The sequence below is a fragment of the Cellvibrio fontiphilus genome, from assembly GCF_042646205.1.
GTDB classification, from domain to species: Bacteria; Pseudomonadota; Gammaproteobacteria; order Pseudomonadales; family Cellvibrionaceae; genus Cellvibrio; species Cellvibrio fontiphilus_A.
On the sequence record NZ_JBHRTF010000006.1, the window covers coordinates 370,089 to 395,354 of the forward strand.

Genomic DNA, 25,266 nt, shown 5'->3' on the forward strand with positions numbered 1-25,266 from the left:
TTACTGCAGGGAATGACTTTTGCGTCGTTCGGCCATTTGCGCACGCATAATTTGCTGGCCGATCAGTTGTTGGTGCGCTTCTGTTGCGCGATGAAATTTTGCCGCAATTTGATATTCGCCACTGTTATTGGATTCACAGCGAATGACTTTGGCAAACAGTGCCAGCCCGGCATTACTGGGTAAAAAAATTAATCGCATGGCAATAAACGAATTGGGAGCCACAAAACGGGAGCTTCCAAATGCGACCCCTCCCTCGCTCAAGTTGACTTGTTTGATCGTTTTGGATGGTGGCAAGGGTTTGGAGTCTGCCATTACCTGTTGGCTGATAATATCGATTTTGCGATTGAGGTTTTGCAAGTATTCGCCCAGTGCCCGACTTGCCTCTTTGATTTGATGAAACAAATGCGCATTGTCGTTATCAATCTTACGTAACTCAGCGAAGAATTTCAGTGAGAGGGTGTCGGGAAACTGCAACTCGGGCGCAGCAGTATTGGCGGTAATCTCTTCCACCTCTTTAAACTCAATAGCAATACTTTCATCAATACGAAAGTAGCTGCGGCGTTCACTCATGATCAAAATCTTCCCTTGTGGATGATGGAATAACCATAGCACAAGCTGGTTCTGGTGGCGTCGATTTGTCTATTGGCTGTTGGGCGTTCTGACTTTTACTTGAGCAATGGCAGGCAATTAGGTTTAATGCGCCCATGCTGAAAAACATTCCTCTCTATATCGGTTTGCGTTACACACGCGCCAAACGCCGCAATCAATTTATCTCCTTCATTAGCGCCTTTTCGTTGTTTGGTATGGCGCTGGGTGTCATGGCACTAATAATCGTGCTATCGGTGATGAATGGGTTTGATCGTGAAATGAAAGAACGCATTCTCAGCGTAGTACCTCATGGTTTCATCGACCAAGCGCCATTTCTTGACGATTGGAAAATTCTCGCTGCTCAGGTTGAGGCGCATCCAGAAGTGGTTGCCGCCGCGCCTTACATTGCTAGCAGCGCTATGGTGAGTTATTCCGGTGGTTTTGAGGCGATAGAGCTGCAGGGCGTTCTGCCGGATGTTGAATCAAAAGTCTCCATCGTCGATCAGAAAATGGTGGTGGGAGATATGGTAGCCTTGCAGCCCGGTGAATATGGAATTGTGATGGGGCGCTTGCTGGCAAGCCGGTTGATGCTTACTCCCGGTGATAAGGTGAGAGTTACTTCGCCGGAAATTAATATGACTCCGATGGGAGCATTCACTCGATCCCGCAGTTTTACCTTGGTAGGGGTATTTGAAGCCAAGGCCCAGGTTGATTCAACACTGGCTCTTATCCACCTTAGTGATGCCCAGAAATTCCTCCGCCATCAGGGGGCGCAAGGTTTACACGTTAAAACGACGGATTTGTATGTCGCTGCCAGAGTCATGGCTGAATTGCGTCAGCAGTTGGGCGCGGATCAATATCAAGTGAAAGATTGGAGCCAAACCCAAGGTAGCTTGTTCCAGGCAGTGAAGATGGAAAAGATTGTTATTGGCTCACTGTTGATGATCATTATTGCAGTAGCGGCCTTTAATATAGTTTCCAGCCTGGTACTGATGGTGGCGGATAAGCGCTCCGATATTGCTGTACTGCGCACTATGGGCGTAAGTGCTCGTCAAGTGATGGGTATTTTTATTGTGCAGGGTAGTGCGGTTGGGTTCTTTGGTACGCTTATTGGTGCGATTTTAGGTTGTCTTGTTGCCCTGTTGTTGCCTTCGCTAATGCCATTTATGGAGTCCCTGTTGGGGCTGCAGGTATTTGATCCCGAGGTGTATTTTATAAGCCAGTTACCTTCAGTCTTGCTCTGGCAAGATGTTGTCCTCATTTGCTCGGTCGCGCTTCTCCTCAGTTTTGTCGCAACCTTGTACCCTGCCTACCGCGCCGCCCAAATTGAACCAGCCGAAGCTTTGCGTTATGAATAATCTGGAAAATGCTATGAATGATGCTACTCCCGTATTGGTTTGTCGTAGGGTCAGCAAATCTTATCGTCAGGGTTCGTTTGCAGTGGATGTGTTGCGGGGCGTGGATTTCGTCATCCATAAGGGCGAGCGAGTTGCTATTGTCGGCGCCTCTGGCTCGGGTAAATCAACGCTGTTAAATATTCTTGGTGGGTTGGATGTGCCCGATCAGGGTGAAGTGATAGTCGCAGGTGAGCAATTGTCGCGCTTGAGTGCAGATGCGCGAGGCCGTTTGCGTAATCGTAGCCTGGGTTTTGTTTATCAATTCCATCACTTGTTGCCTGAGTTTACGGCGCTTGAAAATGTGACCATGCCATTGTTGATTGGTAAGTGCCCAGTCGCACAAGCTAAAGCGCGTGCGCTGGAATTATTGGCGCGTGTTGGTTTGGCTAAACGTGTCGATCACAAACCTTCCGAACTGTCTGGTGGTGAGCGTCAGCGTGTTGCCATTGCCCGTGCGCTGGTCACTAACCCGGCATGTGTGCTTATGGATGAACCAACCGGTAACTTGGATAGTCACGCCGCCGATTCAATTCAGGATCTGATGCTGGAACTCAATCAATCTATAGGTACCAGTTTTGTCGTGGTCACTCACGATCCGCGTCTTGCCGCACGCCTGGATCGTACACTGCGATTGGTAGATGGGGTGCTTACTCAAGACCAAAACACAGCAACTAGCGGTGCTTATTAATGCAAAGCCGCAGTCTATTTTTTATCGGTGCGCGTTACGGAGTAGCGCAAGGCAAAAGCCATCTGGTGTCATTTATCTCCCGCTTATCAACGGCAGGCTTGGCAATCGGTGTTGCGCTGTTGATTTTGGTGTTGTCGATCATGAGCGGTTTTGAAAAAGAACTGCGCGAGAATATTTTGGGCGTTATGCCACAGGCAATGGTGTATCACCGTCAGGCAATTGAAGATCCGCAAGCATTGGTTGCTGAACTAAAACGCCACCCCCGTGTGCTGGGGGCCACGCCCTTTGTGCAACTGCAGGGCTTGCTTAGTCAACAGCGGCGTGTAGCGCCAGTGAATATTTTTGGCATAGACACAGCGCTTGAACACACTACATCAAAATTACCCGAGTTTTTACCGGATGGAACCCTGGCCAAATTATCAGGCGATTCGTCTGCGATTGTGATTGGTCGCGGCGTAGCGGAAAAATTACGTGTTGATGCTCAGGATAGCCTGAGTTTGATTTTACCCTCTGATGGAAATGCAGCGCCCAAAGTAAAAGTGCTCAAAGTCATCGCCATTTTGGATACTCATACCGATATCGATAATGCTCTGGCATTAATGGATATTGGAACGGCGGCTGAATTGTCGGGTTATCCGGGGCAGGTGACCGGCATACGCCTCAAGGTGGATGACTTGTTTGCGGCCCCTCAAATTGTGCGTGAGGTTATGCAGAATTTGCCTGCCGATTATTATGGCGTTAGCTGGATGCGTACCCACGGTGGTGTATATCAATCTATCCAGATGTCAAAAAACATGGTGAGCATGCTGCTGTTTTTGATCATTGCCATCGCCGCGTTTAATCTGGTTTCTACCTTGATTATGGTGGTAGTTGATAAACAGGGTGATATCGCCATTTTGCGTACTATGGGGGCTTCAACCTACGAAATTATGGCAATTTTTATGATTCAGGGCGGTTTAATCGGTTTGATCGGCACATCAATTGGGCTGGTGCTGGGTATCGCCTTATCCCATTGGGTGACGCCAATGGTGCAGTGGATAGAGGGCGTTTTTGGTGTGCAATTTTTGCATTCCGATGTGTATCCGATCACCTATTTGCCATCTGAATTGGTGGTCGCAGATGTAGCTAAAGTGGTAATTACTGCCTTGGCTATCAGCTTTCTGGTAACACTTTACCCCGCATGGCGCGCCGCGCGAATTCAACCTGCCGATGCTTTGCGGTATGAATAATTTGCCGATTGAGCCAAGCAGATAAGAAACCGGGCGGATAGGGGTAAATAGATAAGTCGTGTGAAAAGAGATTATTAGCCAATAAAAAAACCGCTTCGGCGGTTTTTTTATTGAAGGCACTATTGGGGTGTTTTACTGGCGCGCTGGCGTTTGCGTTTTTGCCAATTGTGAGCCACATGCCAGCGCCAATAGAGCTGCATTCCAAAATAACCCAGCGTGCCAAATACCAGCCCGGTAAGCACAGATCCTGCAAGCAGGGGCTTCCACAGGTGGCCAAATTCATTGGCAAGCCAATCCCAGGTTAATTCAGGTTGTACCAGTAAGGGTTCACTTTGCAGAATCAGCCTTCCCACCTGATAAGTGATGAAAAAGAAAAAGGGCATAGTGAAAGGGTTGGTAATCCATACCAGTGCGACAGAAATAGGTAAATTGCAGCGAAATACCAGCGCCGCAATCGCTGCTACCGGCATTTGTCCGGGAATAGGCAGTAGCGCGATAAACAATCCCCAAAAAAAAGCCACAGATACTGAATGGCGATTCAAATGAAAAAGGTTTGGGTCGTGGAGTAAATCACCCAGAAAGTGTAAACCGGGGTTGTTTTTAATTGCTGCAGGTGACGGGAAAAAACGTTTGAGTAAATTGCGTGCCATGCCGGAAACCAGAGTACAGCGTAAAAGATGGTGCATTATGCCTTTAATCTCGAATTAACACTATTCAAGCGGCGGGCTATTGCACTTGTTTGCATAGTGATCTTGCCATAAGCTCCACTGCAATTGGATGACACTATGGCTGGTGGCATTCAATAAGATGAAAATAAAAGGTCACAACATCAAGGATGAATCTTCAATTGTCGTTAAAACTTTTAGTTTTTAGTCTCGGCGTTATTGCCTTCTCTTTCTCCCCGCAGTTGTTGTCACTCTGGTGGATTGCACTGCTTATCCCTATTTTTCTATCTGCTCTTGTGTGGCCACGGTTGTGGTTTGTCCTTGCCTTTGGTCTTGGCCTGGCCTGGGGGTTGACTGCAGGCCATGATCTGGTCGATCAGCAATTACCCGAGGCGTTGGTGGGGCAGGATCTACAGGTGACTGGCCATATCAGCGGTCTGCCGGAGCGCGACAGTCGACGGCTGCGTTTTGATTTTCGCCCTGTTTCTGTAGTTGATGCCCGTGGTAAGCCGCTAGCCCAGGCAGACATGCCAGATAAACTGCAGTTGAGTTGGTATTTGCCATCTGGCTATGGTGATTTTGCCGATAAAGAGGCTGCCGCCGCGGTTTTACCCGCGCTGGTTATTGGTGAATATTGGCAATTGCGCGTCCGCCTGAAACGTCCGCGCGGATTCGTTAACCCGGCCGGGTTTGATTATCAGGCCTGGCTATTGCGTCAGGGCATTGGCGCCACTGGTTACGTGCTTGCCAGTAGTGACAATCAGGCGCTTGCTGCTCCGCGCCAGATATTTCACTGGCAGGACTGGATAAATCAGCGGCGCCAGAAACTTCAGGAATGGGTGGTAGAGAATACGGGCAGTAGTGAACGCGGCATTCTGGTGGCACTGTTAATTGGCGACTCGGCGCTAGTGGAAAAGGAGCAGTGGCAGCGTATGCAGCAAACGGGAACCAGCCATTTGATTGCCATATCTGGTTTGCATGTCGGTTTTCTCGCCATCTTTGGTTTTTATGCGGGGCTGCTATTGGGCAAGTGTGTGCAACTGGTTTGGCATGCTTGTCCCGCGTTGGTATTTGCCTGGTTGGGCGCACTGATGTGTGCCGGTTTTTATTCGGCGTTGGCCGGTTTTAATATCCCTACCATGCGTACCTTTATCATGCTGGGGTTGTTTTACGCCGCCTGTTTGGCGCGTCGTCAAATAGCTATCAGCGATATATTTTGCTGGTCACTGGCACTGATTGTATTGTTGGATCCGCTCGCTGCCTATGACATGGGCTTTTGGCTCTCCTTCGGGGCAGTTGCTTTATTGTTGGTATATTTTTCTGGTCGATTGATTGCTAAATCATCACCCCAGCCATGGACCGGGTTTTCACCAAAGGATGCGCTTATTGGTTTTATTCGCTCCCAGTGGGTGATGTTTATTGGTCTGGTGTTGCCGCTGAGCCTGCTGGTCAGCACGGTTTCTTTAGTGGCACCTATAGCTAATGCGATTGCCATTCCATTAATCACTTTTCTGGTGGTGCCTTTGTTGCTGATTGGCGCTGCGCTGGGTGATAGCTGGCTTCTTGCAAGTAAAGCACTGCTGTCGATGGCGGCTGGCACTATGGAATATTTGGCACAGTTCCTGGATTTTTTACTGGCGCACGCTGGTTCCTGGGCTAGCCCCTTGGTTGTTTTTTCGCCTTGGTTGCTGCCGCTATTGGCGTTGAGTATTACTGCTATCCTCCTGCCGCGCGGATTGTTGCCGCGCCAATTCGCGCTGCTGGGCCTTGTGCTGGTCGCGGGTTTGAATTTTTTTGTTGCGCCGCCTAAGCCAGACGATTTAAAAATCACCTTTTTGGACGTGGGTCAGGGCACTGCCATAGTGGTGCAAGTGGGTTCGCGAACCTTGGTCTATGACACCGGCCCGCAATATACCCGGAGTTTTGATGCGGGCAGCGCGATAGTTGCTCCCTATTTACAGGCGCAAGGCATCAGTGCAATTGATGTGCTGGTAATTAGCCACAGGGATATGGATCACGCCGGTGGCCTTAAAGGGCTACTCGATAAAATGCGTGTTGAAACCCTTTACGAGGGGGAATTGGGGCGAGGGTCAAACCTTAGCGCTAATACTCCGCAAGCCCGTAATTGCCATGAAACACCGCCATGGGATTGGCAAGGAATAGGGTTCCGTTTTCTAACCGCATCGGTTTACTTGCGCCATAAATCCAATAACCAATCCTGTGTGCTGCTGATTAGCTATGGTGATCAGCATATCTTGCTACCTGGCGATATAGAAACCAGCGTTGAACACCAGCTGCTTTATACCGGTCAGGTTCCATCAGAAATGGCACTAGTTGCCGCTGCTCACCACGGCAGCCGCAGTTCCTCTGGTGAACTCTGGGTAAAACATACCAAGCCACGGTATGTGGTTTATTCGGCGGCGTATCGCAGTCAGCATGGGCACCCGCACCCTCAAATTAAGGCGCGTTATGCAGCCATAGGAAGCACGGCATTTAATACGGCAGAGCAGGGCGCGTTAATTTTTCGTTGGCGCAATGAGCAGTTGTTAGCGGTGGAGTTACGGCGGGAAACAGCAAGGCGCTATTGGTTTGATGAATAGCGCCATCAACAGGTCTGGTTTAACGGCGGGCTTTTTTGGATTTGCCTGCTGCAGGCTTGGCCACAGATTTGGTTTGTTGGGCAAGGTTGGAGATCATCAATTGGAATGCGCCGAAGAAGATCGCCATCAAACCGATTAATGCAGAAAATACAAAAGCACCACTATTGGTAAGCAAGTAGGCAAGCACAATTGCCACTATGCCAAATGCAATAAATCCCAGCCCCAGTTTTTTCTGAAAATGCATATTGAGTCCACTCCTCTTGTTATTAGCTACGGAATAAAACGGTAAACCCTGATTAGCCGACTTTTGGCGTGGCGGCTTCCTCTTTTTTACTGAAACGCGTGAGCCACTGGCTAATTATGACCAATATTAATGCAATCAAGGAACCTAAAAACTCGCGCGCTTCTTCAATATAAGGCTTATTGGGGTTCATGCCCTGCATCAGCGGCTCTTGCGCCATATGCAAATAGTAATTGTAAGCACCAAGCATGGTGCGGCCCATTTCCAGCAGGCAGGCGATTACCGCCAGAATCACCACTATTTTCAATGGCTTTTTTAACAGCGCCAAGAGTGGCACAGCCGCACACAACAAATAAAAAGCAATCCACATATAAGGATCGGGGTCGTTCCACTGCACAACTGAAAACGCAATTAATAGCAGTAAGTTAAAACTTAAAATCGCATTGCTAACCAAGCGCATAAATTATCTCGCAGTGAAATAACAAAATTGTGTGAAGCTGGACAGCCGGGATAACCATGGTTGACCAGCCTCTGCGACTGCGCGGGTTTAGTATCCGCACAGCCTTTGCCTATTAAAGATCACCCAACAGCGCGTTGTCGTTTGGTTGCTTCAACCAGGCGGCAACATCTTTGCCCATAGCTTTTACGGTGCGGCCCAGCACTGAGCATGAACCTTTATAGCCGGCAAACGCACCACCCATGGATTGGCGGCGGGCTTCAAAAGAGGCCAGTTTTTTTCCATTTTCAAACAGAGTGCCGCGCGCGGCAGAGTATTTATGGTGTCCCATAAACGCATTGCCCATGCTGACTGCCTCTGTGATTTCAATTTGCAAAACACGGCCTGCTTTGGCGGTATCAAGGCTGTTTACCAGCTGAACTTCAACACCATTCTTTTTGCCGAATTGCTGCGTGAACTCCGCGAACTGTGTACCTAGCTTGGTGCATTCGTTGCGGATATTTTGTGCAATTTTGGCGTCGGCAGCGTAGGGTACGCTAGCCTGAACACTTACAGGTTCAGCAACGCTGAAGGCACAGGCAGATGCTGCCACAACAAATAATGCGAGTTTGGTTTTCTTTAACATCGTGTAATCCTTGTTCCTAAAATAAAAAGAGAGCGGTTTTTTATTAGTTTTACCGCGATTTCAGCCGAGAGGCCGGCACAAATATACACCAAAATAATTATTTTCCATGCCCGTTTTTGTGAGTATTTGTGGGTGCGGTAATGATTTTAGTGTTTGATCGCCACAAAAAACGCATTGCCGCTCTGGTTTTGCCAAGGGGTGATGCGTTGGTAGTCGTGGCTGAGGCGGTGAACTTCAAACAGGGGGGTGAGCAGCTCGGTTAATTGCGCAAACGAAATCGCCACCATGCTGTGTTGGTCGCGCCATTGTTCGGTAATGCCGTTAGTGGTTTTTTCTATACGCAACTGCAGCGCTTGCTGCTCACCGCTGCCGCTGTAATACCAGCCGGATTGAAAACAAAAATCGCTGTTGTTGTAGGTGATGTTGCGTTTTATACCGGGGCGATTATCTATTTGGTCTTTATCCACTGCATTAAAACAAAACATACCGCCGGGTTTTAACGCGCGGTAAACACTTTGTATGCACTCAGTTAAACGAGCGATGCTTTGATTGTAATGAATGGAATACAAAAAGCAGCTAATTAAATCCATTTCCTCATGCAGCTGCAGTGCACTCATGTCTTGCTGGCTAAAATGCGCCTCTGCACAGCGGCTTTGCGCTATATCCAACATCGGCTGATTAATATCGACACCGCTAGCCTGGTATCCAAAATCAATAAAATGCCGAATATGCGGGCCAGTGCCACAGGCCAAATCCAAGTAGTGTTTTCCACCATTGCCCAATAACTCATGCAGCCGCCGCACATAATCACTCTGCTCACGGTAATCAATGTCTGCACACATTAAATCGTAATAGCCGGAGAGGTCGGTGTAGAGGGCGGTAGCTGTCATGTAAGTTTTTTGTGTGGTGTGTGAGTTTTTAACTTTGCCTGCCCCTTGTGCGCGGCTACCAAAAGCGTAAGGCAGAGTGCACTGGCGAAGGCTTGTGCAGTTCAGTGCAAACTAGCGTTTCGGCTTCAAGTGTCAATGAATAATTATTCATGGTGATCATTCAATAATAGAAGTGATTTTTTCCAGCAGGTTGGCTAATGGCTTTTCGTCACCATTAAAGCTGGCAATCATCACGCCTATCATTTCATCGCGGCCTATTTGCTCAAAGTCGATGAAGAATCCGGCTTGCTCTGCGAGTTGTGAGCAAAATGCGCGTTGTGCTCTGCCGTTGCCTTCAAGAAATGGATGAGCTGAATTAATTTCAGAGAGATAGTGTGCGATTGCAGGGATAAATTTTTCAGGTGGCAGGTTTAGTAAGAAATTTTGCGCGGCGATTCTTTTGAGTTCTTTGTTTAAGTAATTTGGCACCAAAGCCCAGTTGCCAAATTTGCTGCCACCTTTTTGAATGTCAACTTGCCTTAACTCCCCTGCCCAGTCGTAAACGTCCTGAAATATATGGCGATGAATCGCCTGCAGGTGCGCAAGGTCAAAGGTGCCCGGAATAGGGGAGTCCAGTAACTCAATGAGTCGAACTGCTGTCACGTCTGCCTCAAAGGCATCCAGAGCGTCTTGAGTGCGAATGTTGGCTTTATTGATTAATACCTCAGTCTCTGGGTATTTAAAGCACTCACCCCCGGCGTATTTGGGCATGGTGTTTGATCGCTTCTTGTAATAAATGTTGGGTGGTATCTTGACCTAACACACAGGACTTCATTCCTGATACAACCAGATTGCTCGGTGTTAATTGCTCGATTCGCAAAGAACCAAGCACACTACCTACTGCTTTTTCACGCATTTCTGCACGAGTGATTTTTTTCATAAAAAGCTCAGCTTTTTTAAGTGTTTAAAAGAGTTTAATCATCAACCACATTGAGCGCAAATTTAAAAAATAGGGGGCGGTGAGGAACGAACCCTAATATGACCATGTATCCGCAACCACCAAAACCAAAATGCGTGTGCCGTTAATTGGTTTTATACCTTAACCTCAATACAAAAATTTAAAGTAGATCCTCGCAATTAACAAAAATAGAATCGATGCTGTCGCTTGCCCAATGGCTTTTGCATTGCCTTTTTTCATACCTCTTTGCGCAAGGCGTTTTGCCACGACACGATAACCAACGAACATGGACGTCATAGCGGAATACAACAAGACAATGATTGCCGGAATAATATCATTGGTTAATTGCGCCATTAATTCATTATTCATTCGATGTTCCGTAGGTTGGGCAGCCATGCCCAACATGTCCATGTTTCCGTTTAAGCCGAAAGTTAAAAAAGTAATTCCGTGTTTTAAATTGTATTGTGTCTGTTTTGTTGATAATCGAAATTACGTGTTGGGCATTGCTGCCCAACCTATGTGCTACATCAGTCCAACCTACGTGCTATCGATTTTGCGGATTAACAAAAAGGGATGACCGAATTCAATAGCGCCTTCAAAAAACTCCTGCCCAATTAAATGTGGTTCCACATTTTTCCAGCCATAGCTGCTATGACTACAGGCAGAATTTACCTTGCCCAGAGCCAAATCGCCAGCGCGAATCATATCCCCATCTTCGACCTTACAATAGCCCTGTGGAATAGGATGCATTAATAATCTACCTAGTCTGATCCCCTTAAGTTAGTGCGTAATAAAAAATCACTACGACCCCTTTAATCTATATGCTCAATCACCAAAACCAAAACCAAAATGCATGTGTAGTTAATCGGTTTTTCGTATTCACAAAGCAATGTGCTGTTTGCAATTGCGATGTTGGAGTTCGCAGGCTCACCACCAACCTACATGCCCGCGCGTAATTCGTTCAAGGTGCTCCGTAGGTTGGCGGTGAGGAACGAACCCCAACATGACCATGCCCCCGCAACCACCGAAACCAAAATACATGCGCCGTTAATTGGTTTTTCGCATTCATGAAGCAATGTGCCTTTTGCGATTACGAATGTTGGGGTTCGCAAGCTCACCGCCAACCTACGTGCTTACAACTTGCCTAGCTCCGCATTATTTTTCAGTTTTCTATCATAGTCTGATAATCCTAATATCCCATCGGCATATGAGTATCCAATTAAACTTTCATTCATTACTTTTTTAATTATTTCTTTTGAGGTTTTTTCGGGGAATCCCATGTCTTTTAAATTGGAGACTATTTCTTGAATGGATGCTCCATTTTGCATTGATTCGATTATCCTCTTCTTTGTGCTTAGGTGATCCAAGGAGGTGTGACCTCCTAACGAAGATTTACTTTCTAGTAAAGATTCCAATTCACTAACTCTGCGCGATAGTCCTCTCGTATTGTTCAGGATCTCGCTTAGTAGATCATGCTCTGATCTTGGTTGTACTTCTTCAGTGGCCGGATTGCTTTCTATTGCTGAATTTATTTTTGAATACAGTTGCTCCCAATAGGTTGTAAAAACCTGTTCCAAAATGCGTTCTTCCAATGCGTTTTGGGGGAAACAACTGTTTATCGTTTTGACTAATTTCCATACGCTCGTTTTTTCGAGTGTTGTATGGTTGAACTGTGCAAGAGGATCTCTAAGGTCTGCGGGTTCTAGGTCAATCAAAAAGGTAAATACTCTATTTGTAGTTAAACCTTTAGCAAGTGCTCCAGTTTCAAATAATATCCATGGCTTATTTTTGTTGTCTTGTGTAAGGCAAACAATACCCATTGTTGTGTCTTTTAGTTTCTCATTAATTTCTGAGAACCACACGGCTCCGCTATCAATGTCTCGTGTGGATATCCATGGTTGGGATGCCTGCAGAACGCACTTTATCCAGTCGCTAATCACTTCGGCAACGGCCTTACTCCGGCTTCCCGACCAACTAATAAAAATATTCATTCTCTGCTCCAAATAAAAAACCGCCATCAAGCCCCACCAGAAAAACTCTGACAAAACTCAATAGCGGTTCAGGTTTATTCACTCCGGAATATGTAATCCGTTCTAAATGGTGTGTTGGGCATCGCTTCGCTCAGCGCCAACCTACGCTTGGATTAAAAAATTAATCCCAGCTCAACGCTCCACCTGTTTGATATTCAATCACGCGCGTTTCAAAGAAATTCTTCTCTTTACGCAAATCCATAATCTCGCTCATCCACGGGAATGGGTTTTGCGCGCCGGGGAATTGTTCTTTTAAGCCGAGCTGTGCGCAGCGGCGGTTGGCGATGAAGTGGAGGTATTCTTCCATCATCGCGGCGTTCATGCCGAGTACGCCGCGGGGCATGGAGTCGCGGGCGTATTGGATTTCCAGTTCGGTGCCTTCCAGAATCATTTGCAGCACTTCTTGCTGGAATTCGGCGCTCCACAGGTGTGGGTTTTCCAGTTTGATTTGGTTGATTACGTCGATACCAAAATTCAAATGCATGGATTCGTCGCGCAGAATGTATTGGAACTGCTCGGCAACACCGGTCATTTTGTTGCGGCGACCCATGCTGAGGATTTGGCTGAAGCCGCAGTAGAAGAAAATACCTTCGGTCACTACATAGAATGCAACGAGGTTGCGCAGCAATTCCTGGTCAGATTCTGGAGTGCCGGTAGTGAAGGTGGGGTCGCCCAGGGTTTGGGTGTGTTTCAAACTCCATGCGGCTTTGTTCGCCACACTGGGTAACTCGCGGTACATGTTGAAGATTTCGCCTTCATCCATGCCGAGAGATTCAATGCAGTATTGATAGGCGTGGGTGTGAATCGCCTCTTCAAATGACTGACGCAAAATGTATTGGCGGCATTCGGGGTTGGTGATCAAACGGTAAATCGCGAGGACGAGGTTGTTCGCTACCAATGAGTCGGCGGTGGAGAAGTAGCCGAGGCTGCGCATTACAATGCGGCGCTCGTCGTCGGTCAGGCCGTCTTTGCTTTTCCACAGGGCGATGTCAGCGGTCATGTTGACCTCTTGTGGCATCCAGTGGTTGGCGCAGCCGTCCAAATATTTTTGCCATGCCCAGTCGTATTTGAAGGGCACTAATTGGTTCAGGTCGGCGCGGCAGTTGATCATGCGCTTTTCGTCTACCTGAATACGCGCAGCGCCCATTTGCAATTCTTCCAAACCGGGAGCTGGGTCAAGTGCGGCAAGGCTGGCTCGGGCTTTGGCCAGTTCCGGGCTAATACCGGCTTCTTTAGCGGCTTCGGCGAAACTAGTATTGACCGCCGCTGCAGCGGTTGCCTGTGCTTGCGCCACTTGAGTGGGTTGCGCTTGTGGTGCTACAGGCGCTGCCACTGGTTTATTCAGGTTGGCGGCAATGGCCTCCTGACGGGCAGTTTCTTTGATGGCTTCTTCGGTATCAAAATCATCCCAACTTAGCATGGTGATCCTCGTTTAATAGCTGAATTCTTGGTTTAACCCTAATCCTAACCCCACCCTAGCCCTCCCCTTAGAAAGGGGAGGGAACTTGGCTGCTCTCTGTTCAACCTCCTCCCCTTTTGAAGGGGAGGTTGGGAGGGGTTTTATCTTCCCCTTTTGCAGCGGGAGGCTGGGAGGGGGTTTTATTGGCAAGCCTCACAATCCGGGTTATCAATCGAGCAGGCCAGTGGTACTGGTGCTGCTTGGGCAAAGCTTGCGTCTTCGGCTGGCGCTGCTGCCGGCGCTGGCGCTGCGCTCAAACCACCTGCACCACCTGCCGATACGGCGTTCAGTGCACCAGTGTTAATGGTGGACTTCTCGGTAGTGGTCGCGGCCAAGGCACGCAGGTAATACGTAGTTTTCAGGCCACTGAACCATGCCATACGGTAAGTAATGTCTAATTTTTTACCGTTTGCGCCGGCGATGTAGAGGTTCAAGCTCTGCGCCTGGTCGATCCACTTCTGGCGACGGCTGGCCGCTTCTACGATCCACTTGGGCTCTACTTCAAACGCGGTGGCGTAGATGGCTTTCAAATCTGCCGGAATACGGTCGATTTTTTGCAGTGAGCCTTCGTAGTATTTCAAGTCGTTCACCATTACCGCATCCCACAGGCCGCGCGCTTTTAGGTCGTGTACCAAGTGCGGGTTAACCACGGTGAATTCGCCCGAGAGGTTGGATTTCACGTAAAGGTTTTGGTAAGTCGGTTCAATCGACTGGGTTACGCCGGTGATGTTGGAAATGGTTGCCGTTGGGGCAATCGCCATCACGTTGGAGTTGCGCATACCCTGGGTTTTTACCTGCTCACGCAGCGTCGCCCAGTCAAAGGTTTGGCTGCGATCCACCTTGATGTAATTCTCGCCACGGTTTTGCGCAAGGATTTCAATCGAGTCGATGGGCAGAATGCCTTTGCTCCAGAGCGATCCATCAAAGGTGGAGTACTTGCCGCGCTCGGCCGCCAGTTCGCTGGAGGCTTTGATGGCGTAGTAGCTCACCGCTTCCATGGAGGTATCGGCAAAGTCCACGGCGGCTTGTGAGCTGTAGGCGATACGCTGCTCATAGAGCGCGTCCTGGAAGCCCATAATGCCAAGGCCGATAGGGCGGTGGCGCAGGTTGGACTGCTTGGAGGTCGCCACGGCGTAGTAGTTAATGTCGATCACGTTATCCAGCATGCGGATCGCGGTTTTCACCGTGCGCTCCAGTTTGGCCTGATCGAGTTTGCCATCCACAATGTGCTGCGCGAGGTTGATGGAGCCGAGGTTACATACGGCGATTTCGTCATTTGCTTTGGTGTTAAGGGTAATCTCGGTACACAGGTTGGACGAGTGCACCACACCGGCGTGCTGCTGCGGGCTGCGCAGGTTGCATGGGTCTTTAAAGGTGATCCATGGGTGGCCGGTTTCAAACAGCATGCCCAACATTTTGCGCCACAGATCCAAGGCGCGCACGGTTTTGAAAACCTTGATCTTGCCGGCAGCGGCTTCGCGCTCGTAGTGCTCGTAGCGCTCTTCAAACGCTTTGCCATACAAGTCGTGCAGGTCGGGAACGTCGTTGGGCGAGAACAGCGTCCACTCTTTGTCGTCAAACACGCGCTTCATGAATGCATCGGGCACCCAGTTGGCAGTGTTCATGTCGTGGGTGCGGCGACGGTCATCACCGGTGTTTTTGCGCAGCTCAAGGAATTCCTCGACATCCATATGCCAAGTTTCCAAGTATGCACACACGGCGCCTTTGCGCTTGCCGCCTTGGTTTACCGCCACGGCGGTGTCGTTGGCCACTTTCAGGAAGGGAACCACGCCCTGTGACTTGCCATTGGTGCCTTTAATGTAGGCACCCAGTGCGCGCACTGGTGTCCAGTCGTTACCCAAACCGCCAGCGAATTTGCTGAGCATGGCGTTGTCTTGAATGGCGCCGTAAATACCGTGCAGGTCGTCGGGCACGGTAGTCAGGTAGCAAGAGGACAACTGTGGGCGCAATGTGCCGGAGTTGAACAGGGTTGGGGTAGAGCTCATGTAATCGAAAGAGGACAGCAGGCGATAGAACTCAATCGCACGCTCTTCTTTTTGCTCTTCCTGAATCGCCAAGCCCATGGCCACACGCATAAAGAAAATCTGCGGCAGTTCAATGCGGGTGTCGTTACTGTGGATGAAATAGCGGTCGTACAGGGTTTGCAGGCCGAGGTAGGTGAATTGCAGATCGCGCTCGGCGATTAGGGCCTTGCCGAGTTTATCCAAATCAAAGTTTTGCAGCTCGGGGGAGATCAGTTCCAGCTCAACCCCTTTTTTGATGTAGAGCGGCAGGGTTTGCGCGTACAGGGTTTCCATATCCGCTTGGGTAGCAGACTGGGCGACACCAAAAAAGCTCAGGGCTTCGGCGCGCAGTTTATCCATGAGCAGGCGAGCGGTAACAAACGAATAGTTGGGCTCTTTTTCCACCAGGGTGCGAGCGGTAATCACCAGTGAGGTGTTGACGTCTTTTTCCGCCACACCGTCATAAAGGTTGCGCATGGCTTCGTCGAGAATCGCCTTCTCTTCCACGCCCGCAAGGCCGGCACAGGCTTCGCGCACAATGGTACGCATACGGCCAATGTCCAGCGGTGCGCGGCTGCCGTTGGCCAGGATTACGTTCAGGCTGGGGTAGTCCGGATCCGGTTCCTGGGAGGCGGCTTGTTTCTGCGCGCGCAGACGAGCGTGCTCTTCGCGGTAGAGTACGTAATCGCGGGCGACTTTTTGTTCGCCGGAGCGCATCAGGATCAGCTCAACCTGATCCTGGATTTCTTCAATATGAATGGTGCCGCCAGAGGGCATGCGGCGTTTGAAGGTGGCGGTAATTTGCTGGGTGAGGTTGCTCACCGTTTCGTGTACGCGAGTCGAGGCAGCGGCAGTGCCACCCTCTACCGCTAAAAAGGCCTTGGTCATCGCCACTGCGATTTTACTGGCATCGAAGGGAACCACCGTTCCGTTGCGTTTAATCACGCGCAGTTGGCCCGGTGCCGTGGCCGTTAGTGGCGCTCCGCCACCATGAATATCCTGTTGCACATTGCGTGTTGCTGAGGTGGTTTCAATGTCAGTTTGCATAGACGTCTCCCGCGTGAGGTCTTTCCTGGTTGAAATGACTGGTTGGTAAAACAGGGATTGATAAAGCCAGTGTGGGTTTATAAATCCTGCGTGCTATTCGTTTCGTTTGGTTGTGTTACTTGTCGTTTTGCCTGATCGTACTGCTTGGTGTTGTAAACCCTGTTGTTGCCCTTGGGTAGAGTCATGTTTATTAAAATCAGGGTCTGTAACACGCTTTTGCCAGTGTTGGCCAGACCACAACATCTAGTGGTTGGCAAAGACTGGTGTTTTGTGCCCATACAGCTGATTCCAAAAACATAATCATTTACTGCTTTTGGCCACTCAAAGCCCGGTTGTACTGTGACTGGCTAGGTTTGAGTGCTCAATTGGGTCAAATTTAGCTTGACGATTTAGCCTGGGAGAGTTAGGCGCCAGTTGTGTGCTTGGCGCGCTCAACACCTATATCTAGGGGTAAATCGCGAATGGGCTACAAGATAATGCGATTGGGGGTTTTATGCAAGCTTGAAAACCTGTGGATAAGATGTGAGTCGCAGGGGTACAAACTGGGGGCAAGTCGCTAAAGGCCGGTGCTTGCAGGGGCAAAGCCGCATTGTTAGTGATGTATGCAATTTATGACGGTTTGGCGCGAGACTTAGACTTTTTTCTAATAATTATTTTGCTGATTTATGACTATATATAGTGTTTGTGATGCGAGCCAGAGTAGCCTTGATATGGGTACTTCAGGGAGCGAGCCACAAGGTTCGCTCCCGGGTTGCTGCAGTGTTAATCAGTCTGGTTGTTTGCGATACAACAGCGGCAGTTGTAATGCTAATAACAGGAATGCCGAGAGAATAACCAAGGGGCCGCTGCTGGTGACCATAAATGGCGTCCAGTCCTTAACAGCATAAATAGTGCCGGTGAAGGTTTGTGCATTGAAGGAGTCGCTTTGGTTGAGAATCTGGCCTTTGTTGTTGATGATCGCACTTGGGCCATTGTTGGTGCTGTACACCAGATAACGCCCGGTCTCCAGCGCACGCATTTGTGCCATCTGCATAAATTGCTTGGCTTGGATGGAATCTAAAAACCAACCAAGGTTATTTACGCTGAGCAAGACCTGCGTTTCTTTGGCGGCTTGACCTATCAAGTCCGGGTAGACTATTTCATAACAAATGGCCGGGGTGATACGTACTCCCTTGGCAATAAGGCCGTGTTGGTCTTGAGGGCCCAGGTGAATAAATGAGGTGGGCAGGTTAAAGAATTCAATCAACCCGCGCAGCTGATCCTCCAGTGGCACGTATTCTCCAAAAGGCACCAAGCGGCGCTTGTGGTAAAAACCGTAGCCTTCACCCAGGCCGGCAATCGAGTTGTAATATTTTTGTTTGTCGCGATCCTCATAAATTACTCCGGTGAACAGTGCGGCTTGGTTTTCAGCGGCTTTTTTGTTCATCTCTTCCAAAAACGGCAGTGCGTCGTGAAAGGTGAGGCTGGTTGGGATTGCGGCTTCTGGCCAGATCACCCAGTCGTTAGTCCAGAGGTCGGTACTCAATTCTCGCAGTTGGTCAAGGGTGGCTTTAGTAGTTTTCTCGTTGTATGTCAGTTTGATGCTCTGATCTACGTTGGGTTGCACCATGCCTACTTTGATGGGGTTGTTATCAGGCTCCGCCCATGTGACTTGCTTCAAGAATGCGCCACTTATCCAAAAACCCAGGTTGATAATTGCGGCGGCAGCTAGCAGTAATTTTTGCTGGTGTAGCTGCTTGCCTTGCCATAACAGTTCGGCGACCAATCCGGCATTGGCCACAAGCACAAAACTGATTGCCATGACGCCGCCTATAGGTGCCCAGCCTGCGAGCCAGGTGTCTATATGGCTGTAGCCTAAAAATAGCCAGGGAAAACCGGTTAGCAGCCAGGTGCGTGACCATTCACCCAATAACCAACAGGCCGGTAGCGCGATCAGGAGCGCGAGGCGGTGATAGCTGAACCAGCGGCCAAAAATGTAAAACGGCAGGGTAAAAATAGCGGCCATGAATGCCGCAAAAATAAATACTAAAAAAGCGGCAAATAAAGGTGCTGCACCGCCAAAGTTATGAATGCTCACATATATCCAGTGAATACCAGCTGCATATAGACCAAGGCCAAACGCCAGGCTGCGCCAGAGTATCTGTTTGGATGCTTGTTCTTTGAGTAATAACGAAAGTGCAACCAGGCTGAGCAAGGAGATGGGCCAAAAATCGAAGGGTGCAAAACTAAAGGTCACCATGGCGCCGCTGAGGATGGCGATAATCAGGGCAATAGGCGTGGGAAGATTGCGAAATAGGTCTGCCATGAATTCAATTCTTTTCTTTAGGGTTAAAAAAATCCCGCCGTTTGGCGGGATTTGGCGTGATTAAAGGGCGGGTGCTATGCATCCAATCCATTGTCAGATTAATCAATTACGGATATTAATTATTCAGAATAGTCAGGCGTACCAGGTGGATCTGCCGATTGTCTGCATAGAGCACACGGAATTGCATCTTGTCCATTTGTGCCACCTCGTTGCGTTTGGGCAGATGTCCAAACTCCTGCATTAAAATACCGCCCAGGGTATCAAAGTCTTCATCGCTGAATTGGGTGTTAAAGAATTCGTTAAAATCTTCTATGGGTGTAAGCGCTTTGACAATATAGTCGGTCTCGCTCACACGTTTAATGAAGTCTGAGGCCTCATCTTCTTCATCGGTTTCATCTTCAATTTCACCGACTATTTCTTCCAGAATATCCTCAATAGTCAGTAGGCCGGTAATGCCGCCGTATTCGTCCATAACTAATGCCATGTGGTAGCGGTTTTCACGGAATTCGCGTAGTAGCACGTTTACACGTTTGCTCTCCGGCACAATGTTGGCGGGGCGCAAAATGGTTTCGAGGTTGAAGTTGTCGGTGCCTTTGAGGGCGAGGGGCAATAAATCTTTTGCCAGCAGTATGCCTTTCACATCATCGATATTTTCACCAATCACCGGGAAGCGTGAGTGGCCGGATTCGATAATTTGCGGCAGGTATTCTTGCGGAGAGTCATCCAGGCGAATGGCAACTATGTGGGAGCGGGGCACCATGATTTCCCGCGCTTGCAGCGAGGATACATCCAGTGCGCCTTCGATAATGCTGAGGGCTTCCTGATCCAGCAGTTGGTTGTCAGCCGCATCTTTAATGATTTCCAGTAGTTCATCGCGGGATTTCGGTTCGGCACTGAAAGCGTGCAATACCTTGTCCAGCCATGATTTTTCGTGTTTATCGGTGCGTTCGTGTTTATCAGTAGTTGCGCTACTCGGATGGTCGTCCGACATGATGCTAGTTCCCACAGTTTTTATTCTGCCGTAAATACTTGATAGGGGGCTTGGTAACCCAGCCCGGTGATGATTTCAGTTTCCAGTTGTTCCATGGCGTCGGCCTCATCATCATCGATGTGATCGAAACCTAATAAATGCAGGGTGCCATGTACCAACATATGCGCCCAATGTGCGGCGAGGGTTTTGCCTTGCTCCTGTGCCTCACGTTCGACTACAGGGGCGCAGACAACTAAATCCCCCAGGAGTGGCACACCGACTTCCTCGGGGATATCCGCTGGGAAGGACAGCACATTGGTGGGGTAATCTTTGCCGCGGTATTGGCTATTAAGTTCCTCACCCTCTGCCTCATCGACGATATAGAGGCTTACTTCGGCGTCTTCAAGCTGTTGGTGGCGCAATACCGCAGCAATCCAGGTCTCTAGCTGCTCTGTTTCAGGCAAGGCTTGGTTCTGGCTGTTGCTTTCAATATAAATTTCGTAGGCCATGATCAGCGCGCATCATCCGGCTTTGGATTCTTCTGCTCAAAGGCGTCGTAAGCTTCCACTATGCGCTGCACTATGGGGTGGCGCACTACGTCTTTGGAGGTGAAATGAGTGAAACTGATGCCATTAACATTGTCCAACACCTCAATCGCATGGCGTAGGCCAGAGGCCATGCCGCGTGGCAGGTCGATTTGGGTTGGGTCGCCGGTAATTACGGCAGTGGTGCCAAAACCGATGCGGGTAAGGAACATTTTCATCTGCTCACGGGTGGTGTTCTGGCTTTCATCCAGGATCACAAAAGAGTTGTTCAGGGTGCGACCACGCATAAAGGCGAGAGGTGCTACCTCTATCACACCGCGTTCCATCAATTTCCCAACCGTATCAAAACCTAACATTTCGAACAGGGCGTCATACAGCGGGCGCAGGTAAGGGTCTACTTTTTGGGCGAGGTCGCCGGGTAAGAAGCCCAGTTTTTCACCGGCCTCCACTGCTGGGCGCACCAGCAAAATCCGTTCTATCTCGTTTTTCAGCAAGGCTTCGACCGCACAGGCGACAGCCAGATAAGTTTTTCCCGTACCGGCAGGGCCAATGCCGAAATTAATGTCATGGCGTTGTACAGCGCGTACATAACGCTGTTGATTGGCGCCCCGGGGTTTGATGGTGCATTTCTTGGTGCGAATTAAGGTGATACCGCCTTCGGAATCGGCGTTGTCAGTATTGGCTGTAGTTGATGCGATGCTGGGGTCGAGGGCGGCGCCGTCAATCATGGACTCGTTAGTGTCGAGTTGTTGCATAAGTTGTTCGATTCCTGAGGTCTGCAGGGCAAGGTGTACTTCGTCGGGCGTAAGTTCGCTATGTCCGGTGAATTCGTAGAGATTGCGCAGTAATTCGGCCGCCGCGCGGGTTTTATTGGCAGGGCCAACCAGCTGGAATTCCGAGCCTCGGTTGCGGATTTCAATATCAAGGCGATCTTCGATCTGGCGCAGGTGCTGGCCGAGCAGGCCATTTAGGTTGGCAAGGCGGCGGCTATCGCTGGGCTCCAGCGTTAATGGCTGGGTAACAATGGGTGAGGGCGTTGTAACCTGGGTATTCAAGTGGTTAATAAACTCTTGTGACTCAATGAAAAGTAAGACTAAACCATTCGGTGCAAGGGATAAAGCCTAAATTACAGCTGAATCTTCGCTGAATACTTTCCTATCTTAAAATAAACGTAAGGTTTGTTTTATAACCTTATGTTTTTAATATTATTTTTCTTTTAAGGTGTTTGCGGTACTACGCGGCTCACGGGATATCTGGCAACTGCGTCTACTGCTTAATCTACAGCCAATCGGAAGGTGCGATTTAAGCTAATTGTTGGTGCACCTAATTCAGGTTGGTTTTTATCGCGATTTAATCAGATGCGGTGTTGATTGATGATTTTTGTATCAGCTGATTCAAGTGTAGTGGCTTGATGAGGTGTGGTGGCTTGATGAGGTTGGAAGTATTGGTAACTTAAGTTTTCAATGGTTTGCGCGTTTTGCAATAGCTACAAAAAATTGTAACCCTTTGGATTTATTGGTAGTAAAAAAAATTTTGTTTAGCATCTTAGGTGGCATGACATTGGAGGATAAAAACTAACACCCTCTAAAAACTATTGAATAATCAATGGCTTTTGGTTTTGTCATTATTCAATGAATACTTGGCATATTCGTTGAGTATTCGTTGAGAGTGAAAAGATGAATATTCCATAAGGAGCATCCCATGCTTTACTACTCAGTAGTCTTTTTTATTATTGCTATTGTTGCAGCTCTGTTGGGGTTTGGTGGTATTGCAGGAGCGGCAACAGGAATTGCAAAAATTCTCTTTTTTGTATTTCTCTTACTGTTTGTTTTGTCACTTTTTTTTAGTAAGCCTCGCTCATAGTTTTAACAAGTTAAAAAATTCTTAAAATTTCTAAGCCGGACAGCAGAGAAATGGCTGAGTTAAACCTAAGTTTCACTAAAATTTGATGTTGGTCAAAGCGTGATTACTATCACTGATCAATATGTTAAATGGTGGTTTTAATTTTTAATGTAGTTGAATAGTAGTTTTAATTGGAACCTGGACATTCAACTTGTGGTCGCAGGTAATGTGTTTGTTAAGGATGTGATTTTTTCAACAACCAGAGAGGTAATTAACATGGCTATTCAATCAGCTCAAACTTCAGTGAAAACCAATGAGAATGGAAAGATGGATGATATATCCATGGCTGAAGCAATTGCCCAATTTAAGGAGGCTACTTCCAGTATTTATGATGCGGTGGGCTCTATCGGTAATGCCACTGCCAGCAGTGCAAAACATAGTCTCAATGAAGGAAAGGCTCGCGCTATAGAGTTGGAAGAAAAAGCTGAAGAGATTGTGCGTGCCAAACCACTGGTGACTGTTGGTGTTGCGTTTGCTGCCGGATGGTTGGTGTCTTACTTGCTTCATCGTCGTTAAGTGAATGAGTGTACTATGAATCCCGATAAGCCCATAAAAGCCCCTCCTGAAGCTGAATCGCTTCAGGAGGCTTTGGCTAGCGCAACACGAAGCGGACCTTCTACTAGTTGGGAGGCAGATGTTGCTCAGACCTTAAAGCTTGGTGAGCAGTTGATGGATTTTGCAGGCGGGGTTATGGATCTGGCGCGCGCAGAGGCTCTGCTCGCGGTCAGTTCACTACCAAAGCTGTTGATGCTTTGGTTGATAATGATGCCAATTATTTTGCTTACCTGGTGTTCGTTTTCTGTATTGATTGCCTGGGGGGCGGTGGCTTTATCAGGTGAGTCAGGGGTAGGGGTTTTAACCTTTTTCTTATTACAGGTTTTACTATTACTGACCTGTCGGTTGCTGTTTGTAAAATATCGTAGGCGTATGACATTTCCCCATACACGTGCGCAAATTGATAGCTTTATACAGGGCGCAAAAAATGAACTTAAGTGCCGAAGTGAAACAAAAGAATGAGAAGTTGTCACAAAAAAGAATCGCATTGCAGAAACAATTAGAAAAGCGAATTTTAGTGCCACAATTCAGGTCATTTTTTATAACCTTTGTTATTGCTCCTATACTTATTGGCATGGCTGTTGGTGCGGTTCGTTATCCGAGAGCATCTTTTCCTTACCGCTTGTCGCGTATTCTTTTAATGGGATGGCGCTTCCTGCCTGCATTAAAATTTCAAAAAAGTGAATTGCATCGCTAACTGTTGAGTGCGATAAGTTCCCCTATCTGACTGGTGCTAGAATGCGGCAACCGCTAACTGGCAACATGAGGATATGAGTCGTGACTGACGTTTTATTAGTTGACGATGATGAGCGTTTTTTAGAAGCAACTGTCCAGTTGTTAGGCTTATTAGGGCGCCAGGTAACAGCTGCTAATTCTGTAGCGAAAGCGCGTGACTTACTTCGCAAAAATAATTACTCGCACGTAATACTCGATTTAATTTTGCCGGATGGTAGTGGTCTGCATCTATTGGAGGCCTTGCCTAATCGTGAAAAAATAAAAATCACCTTAATTACCGGTCATCCTTCTGTTAAATCCATAGTCACTGCTTTTTATGGAACCAATATTAATTACCTGGTTAAGCCGATTGATTTGCAGCAATTGCAATCACTCTTTGATGAGCAGCGCTTAATTAACTCCCCCATTCCTTCCTTATCAATGACATTGCATTTCAACCATCTGGTAGGTGAATCTCCTGCTATGAAACAGGTTTATGAAATGATTGAGCGTGTAGCCTCAACAAAAGCAAATGTTATGTTGATGGGTGAGAGTGGTGTCGGGAAAGAAATGGTCGCTGCCGCGATTCACTATGCTAGTCAAACAGAGGGGAATTATGTAGCGGCTAACTGCGGTGCATTTTCACGCGAATTGATTAACAGTGAATTATTTGGTCACGAGAAAGGTGCATTTACTGGCGCCAGCCATCGGAAAATAGGCGTATTTGAACAGGCAAATAAAGGAACCTTATTTTTGGATGAAATTACCGAGATGCCACTTGATTTGCAGCCAAATTTGTTGCGCGTCTTGGAGACTCAAAAAGTAACTCGTCTTGGCTCCACAATCAGTATTGATGTTGAAGGGCGAGTGATTTCGGCAACTAATCGAACGGAAGAAGACATTGCTTTGCAAGGATGCTTGCGTGAGGATTTATATTTTCGTCTCGCTGTTTTTCCTATTTATATTCCACCGTTAAGAGCCCGCAAAGAGGATATCCCGCTGCTTGTGCGATATTTTTTGGAGTTATTTAATCAGGAATACGGTAGTGAAATAGGCGTTAGTGATGCCTGTATGCAGCGGTTAATAAATTATGACTGGCCGGGCAATGTGCGTGAGTTGCGTCATGCTATACACCGTGGTTATATCATGGCGGATCAACAAAAAAAGCTTTTGGTTTTGCCCCTTAATCTCACATCACCCTTTTCAAAAATGGCGCGACAACCTCAAGCAGGTATTCGTGTCGGAAAAACGGTAGAGGAAGTAGAACGAGAGTTAATTGAATCAACCCTGGAACATTATGAGGGTGATAAGAAGCAAGCGGCAGAAGTATTGGGTATCAGTTTGAAAACCCTCTATAACCGCTTGAATACTTATGGCAATGTTGAGCTGTAAAAGGAG

At 48.2% G+C, this 25,266-nt stretch carries 26 protein-coding genes; 9 read left to right on the forward strand and 17 right to left on the reverse strand.

All coding sequences use genetic code 11. The annotated features are described in order from the left end of the window. Positions 1-570 carry a PilZ domain-containing protein gene (locus ACFODX_RS15450; RefSeq protein ID WP_378120773.1) on the reverse strand — a complete coding sequence of 190 codons (570 nt, stop codon included), beginning with the start codon at positions 568-570 and terminating at the stop codon, positions 1-3. Positions 571-704: 134 nt separating this feature from the next. Between ACFODX_RS15450 and ACFODX_RS15455 the strand changes: the two genes are divergently transcribed. The 3 genes from ACFODX_RS15455 to ACFODX_RS15465 are packed head-to-tail and all read left to right on the forward strand — an operon-like array spanning position 705 to position 3,902. Further along, positions 705-1,946 (forward strand): lipoprotein-releasing ABC transporter permease subunit, encoded by a 1,242-nt coding sequence (locus tag ACFODX_RS15455; protein WP_378120775.1) that lies wholly within the window; start codon positions 705-707, stop codon positions 1,944-1,946. Beyond that, positions 1,939-2,673: a lipoprotein-releasing ABC transporter ATP-binding protein LolD gene (gene lolD, locus ACFODX_RS15460; protein ID WP_378120777.1), complete on the forward strand. Its 735-nt coding sequence runs from the start codon at positions 1,939-1,941 to the stop codon at positions 2,671-2,673. Before ACFODX_RS15455 ends, lolD begins: the two co-directional genes overlap by 8 nt. After that, positions 2,673-3,902: a lipoprotein-releasing ABC transporter permease subunit gene (locus ACFODX_RS15465; RefSeq protein ID WP_378120779.1), complete on the forward strand. Its 1,230-nt coding sequence runs from the start codon at positions 2,673-2,675 to the stop codon at positions 3,900-3,902. The genes lolD and ACFODX_RS15465 overlap by 1 nt, the downstream gene beginning before the upstream one ends. 119 nt (positions 3,903-4,021) lie before the next feature. Here the strand turns inward: ACFODX_RS15465 and ACFODX_RS15470 are convergent, their stop codons facing one another. Beyond that, complete coding sequence (locus tag ACFODX_RS15470) at positions 4,022-4,552, reverse strand: DUF2062 domain-containing protein (RefSeq protein ID WP_378121023.1); 531 nt, start codon at positions 4,550-4,552, stop codon at positions 4,022-4,024. A gap of 197 nt (positions 4,553-4,749) precedes the next feature. Between ACFODX_RS15470 and ACFODX_RS15475 the strand changes: the two genes are divergently transcribed. Then, positions 4,750-7,167: a DNA internalization-related competence protein ComEC/Rec2 gene (locus ACFODX_RS15475; protein ID WP_378120781.1), complete on the forward strand. Its 2,418-nt coding sequence runs from the start codon at positions 4,750-4,752 to the stop codon at positions 7,165-7,167. 19 nt (positions 7,168-7,186) lie between these two features. Here the strand turns inward: ACFODX_RS15475 and ACFODX_RS15480 are convergent, their stop codons facing one another. The 15 genes from ACFODX_RS15480 to ACFODX_RS15550 all read right to left on the reverse strand — a co-directional run bounded on the left by ACFODX_RS15480 (position 7,187) and on the right by ACFODX_RS15550 (position 21,752). Beyond that, the gene (locus ACFODX_RS15480; RefSeq protein WP_378120783.1) at positions 7,187-7,411 is read right to left on the reverse strand and encodes a hypothetical protein; all 225 of its coding nucleotides are present in this window, start codon (positions 7,409-7,411) and stop codon (positions 7,187-7,189) included. A 52-nt stretch (positions 7,412-7,463) separates the two neighbouring features. Further along, positions 7,464-7,868, reverse strand: a complete 405-nt coding sequence (locus ACFODX_RS15485) for a transmembrane 220 family protein (protein WP_378120785.1) — start codon at positions 7,866-7,868, stop codon at positions 7,464-7,466. Positions 7,869-7,980: 112 nt separating this feature from the next. Continuing rightward, entirely contained in the window at positions 7,981-8,490 is a 510-nt protein-coding gene (locus ACFODX_RS15490; RefSeq protein ID WP_378120787.1) for a hypothetical protein, read from the reverse strand. Between the two features lie 146 nt (positions 8,491-8,636). Beyond that, the gene (locus tag ACFODX_RS15495) at positions 8,637-9,380 is read right to left on the reverse strand and encodes a class I SAM-dependent DNA methyltransferase (protein WP_378120789.1); all 744 of its coding nucleotides are present in this window, start codon (positions 9,378-9,380) and stop codon (positions 8,637-8,639) included. A gap of 156 nt (positions 9,381-9,536) precedes the next feature. Further along, positions 9,537-10,130 (reverse strand): Fic/DOC family protein, encoded by a 594-nt coding sequence (locus ACFODX_RS15500; RefSeq protein ID WP_378120791.1) that lies wholly within the window; start codon positions 10,128-10,130, stop codon positions 9,537-9,539. Beyond that, complete coding sequence (locus ACFODX_RS15505) at positions 10,108-10,299, reverse strand: antitoxin VbhA family protein (protein WP_378120793.1); 192 nt, start codon at positions 10,297-10,299, stop codon at positions 10,108-10,110. The genes ACFODX_RS15500 and ACFODX_RS15505 overlap by 23 nt, the downstream gene beginning before the upstream one ends. A gap of 165 nt (positions 10,300-10,464) precedes the next feature. Further along, positions 10,465-10,686, reverse strand: coding sequence for a hypothetical protein (locus ACFODX_RS15510; RefSeq protein ID WP_378120795.1), 222 nt, complete (start codon positions 10,684-10,686; stop codon positions 10,465-10,467). Positions 10,687-10,854: 168 nt separating this feature from the next. Beyond that, entirely contained in the window at positions 10,855-11,067 is a 213-nt protein-coding gene (locus ACFODX_RS15515) for a hypothetical protein (protein WP_378120797.1), read from the reverse strand. 383 nt (positions 11,068-11,450) lie between these two features. Further along, positions 11,451-12,308, reverse strand: a complete 858-nt coding sequence (locus ACFODX_RS15520) for a TIR domain-containing protein (protein ID WP_378120799.1) — start codon at positions 12,306-12,308, stop codon at positions 11,451-11,453. A 160-nt stretch (positions 12,309-12,468) separates the two neighbouring features. Further along, complete coding sequence (locus ACFODX_RS15525; protein WP_378120801.1) at positions 12,469-13,767, reverse strand: ribonucleotide-diphosphate reductase subunit beta; 1,299 nt, start codon at positions 13,765-13,767, stop codon at positions 12,469-12,471. Positions 13,768-13,946: 179 nt separating this feature from the next. Next, positions 13,947-16,877 (reverse strand): ribonucleoside-diphosphate reductase subunit alpha, encoded by a 2,931-nt coding sequence (locus tag ACFODX_RS15530; protein ID WP_378120803.1) that lies wholly within the window; start codon positions 16,875-16,877, stop codon positions 13,947-13,949. A 766-nt stretch (positions 16,878-17,643) separates the two neighbouring features. After that, positions 17,644-19,182: an apolipoprotein N-acyltransferase gene (gene lnt / locus ACFODX_RS15535; RefSeq protein WP_378120805.1), complete on the reverse strand. Its 1,539-nt coding sequence runs from the start codon at positions 19,180-19,182 to the stop codon at positions 17,644-17,646. A gap of 115 nt (positions 19,183-19,297) precedes the next feature. After that, entirely contained in the window at positions 19,298-20,173 is an 876-nt protein-coding gene (locus ACFODX_RS15540; RefSeq protein WP_378120807.1) for an HlyC/CorC family transporter, read from the reverse strand. A 20-nt stretch (positions 20,174-20,193) separates the two neighbouring features. Beyond that, positions 20,194-20,661: an rRNA maturation RNase YbeY gene (gene ybeY / locus ACFODX_RS15545; RefSeq protein ID WP_378120809.1), complete on the reverse strand. Its 468-nt coding sequence runs from the start codon at positions 20,659-20,661 to the stop codon at positions 20,194-20,196. 2 nt (positions 20,662-20,663) lie between these two features. Then, the gene (locus tag ACFODX_RS15550) at positions 20,664-21,752 is read right to left on the reverse strand and encodes a PhoH family protein (RefSeq protein ID WP_378120811.1); all 1,089 of its coding nucleotides are present in this window, start codon (positions 21,750-21,752) and stop codon (positions 20,664-20,666) included. A 646-nt stretch (positions 21,753-22,398) separates the two neighbouring features. Between ACFODX_RS15550 and ACFODX_RS15555 the strand changes: the two genes are divergently transcribed. From ACFODX_RS15555 to ACFODX_RS15575, 5 genes are all read left to right on the forward strand, one after another. Next, on the forward strand, positions 22,399-22,560 hold the full coding sequence (locus tag ACFODX_RS15555; protein ID WP_378120813.1) for a DUF1328 domain-containing protein: 162 nt from the start codon (positions 22,399-22,401) through the stop codon (positions 22,558-22,560). A 255-nt stretch (positions 22,561-22,815) separates the two neighbouring features. Continuing rightward, on the forward strand, positions 22,816-23,115 hold the full coding sequence (locus ACFODX_RS15560; RefSeq protein ID WP_378120815.1) for a hypothetical protein: 300 nt from the start codon (positions 22,816-22,818) through the stop codon (positions 23,113-23,115). Positions 23,116-23,130: 15 nt separating this feature from the next. Continuing rightward, positions 23,131-23,616: a hypothetical protein gene (locus ACFODX_RS15565; protein WP_378120817.1), complete on the forward strand. Its 486-nt coding sequence runs from the start codon at positions 23,131-23,133 to the stop codon at positions 23,614-23,616. Continuing rightward, positions 23,582-23,851 (forward strand): hypothetical protein, encoded by a 270-nt coding sequence (locus tag ACFODX_RS15570; protein ID WP_378120818.1) that lies wholly within the window; start codon positions 23,582-23,584, stop codon positions 23,849-23,851. Before ACFODX_RS15565 ends, ACFODX_RS15570 begins: the two co-directional genes overlap by 35 nt. An 80-nt stretch (positions 23,852-23,931) precedes the next feature. Then, positions 23,932-25,260, forward strand: coding sequence for a sigma-54-dependent transcriptional regulator (locus ACFODX_RS15575; protein ID WP_378120820.1), 1,329 nt, complete (start codon positions 23,932-23,934; stop codon positions 25,258-25,260). Positions 25,261-25,266: the final 6 nt, after the last annotated feature.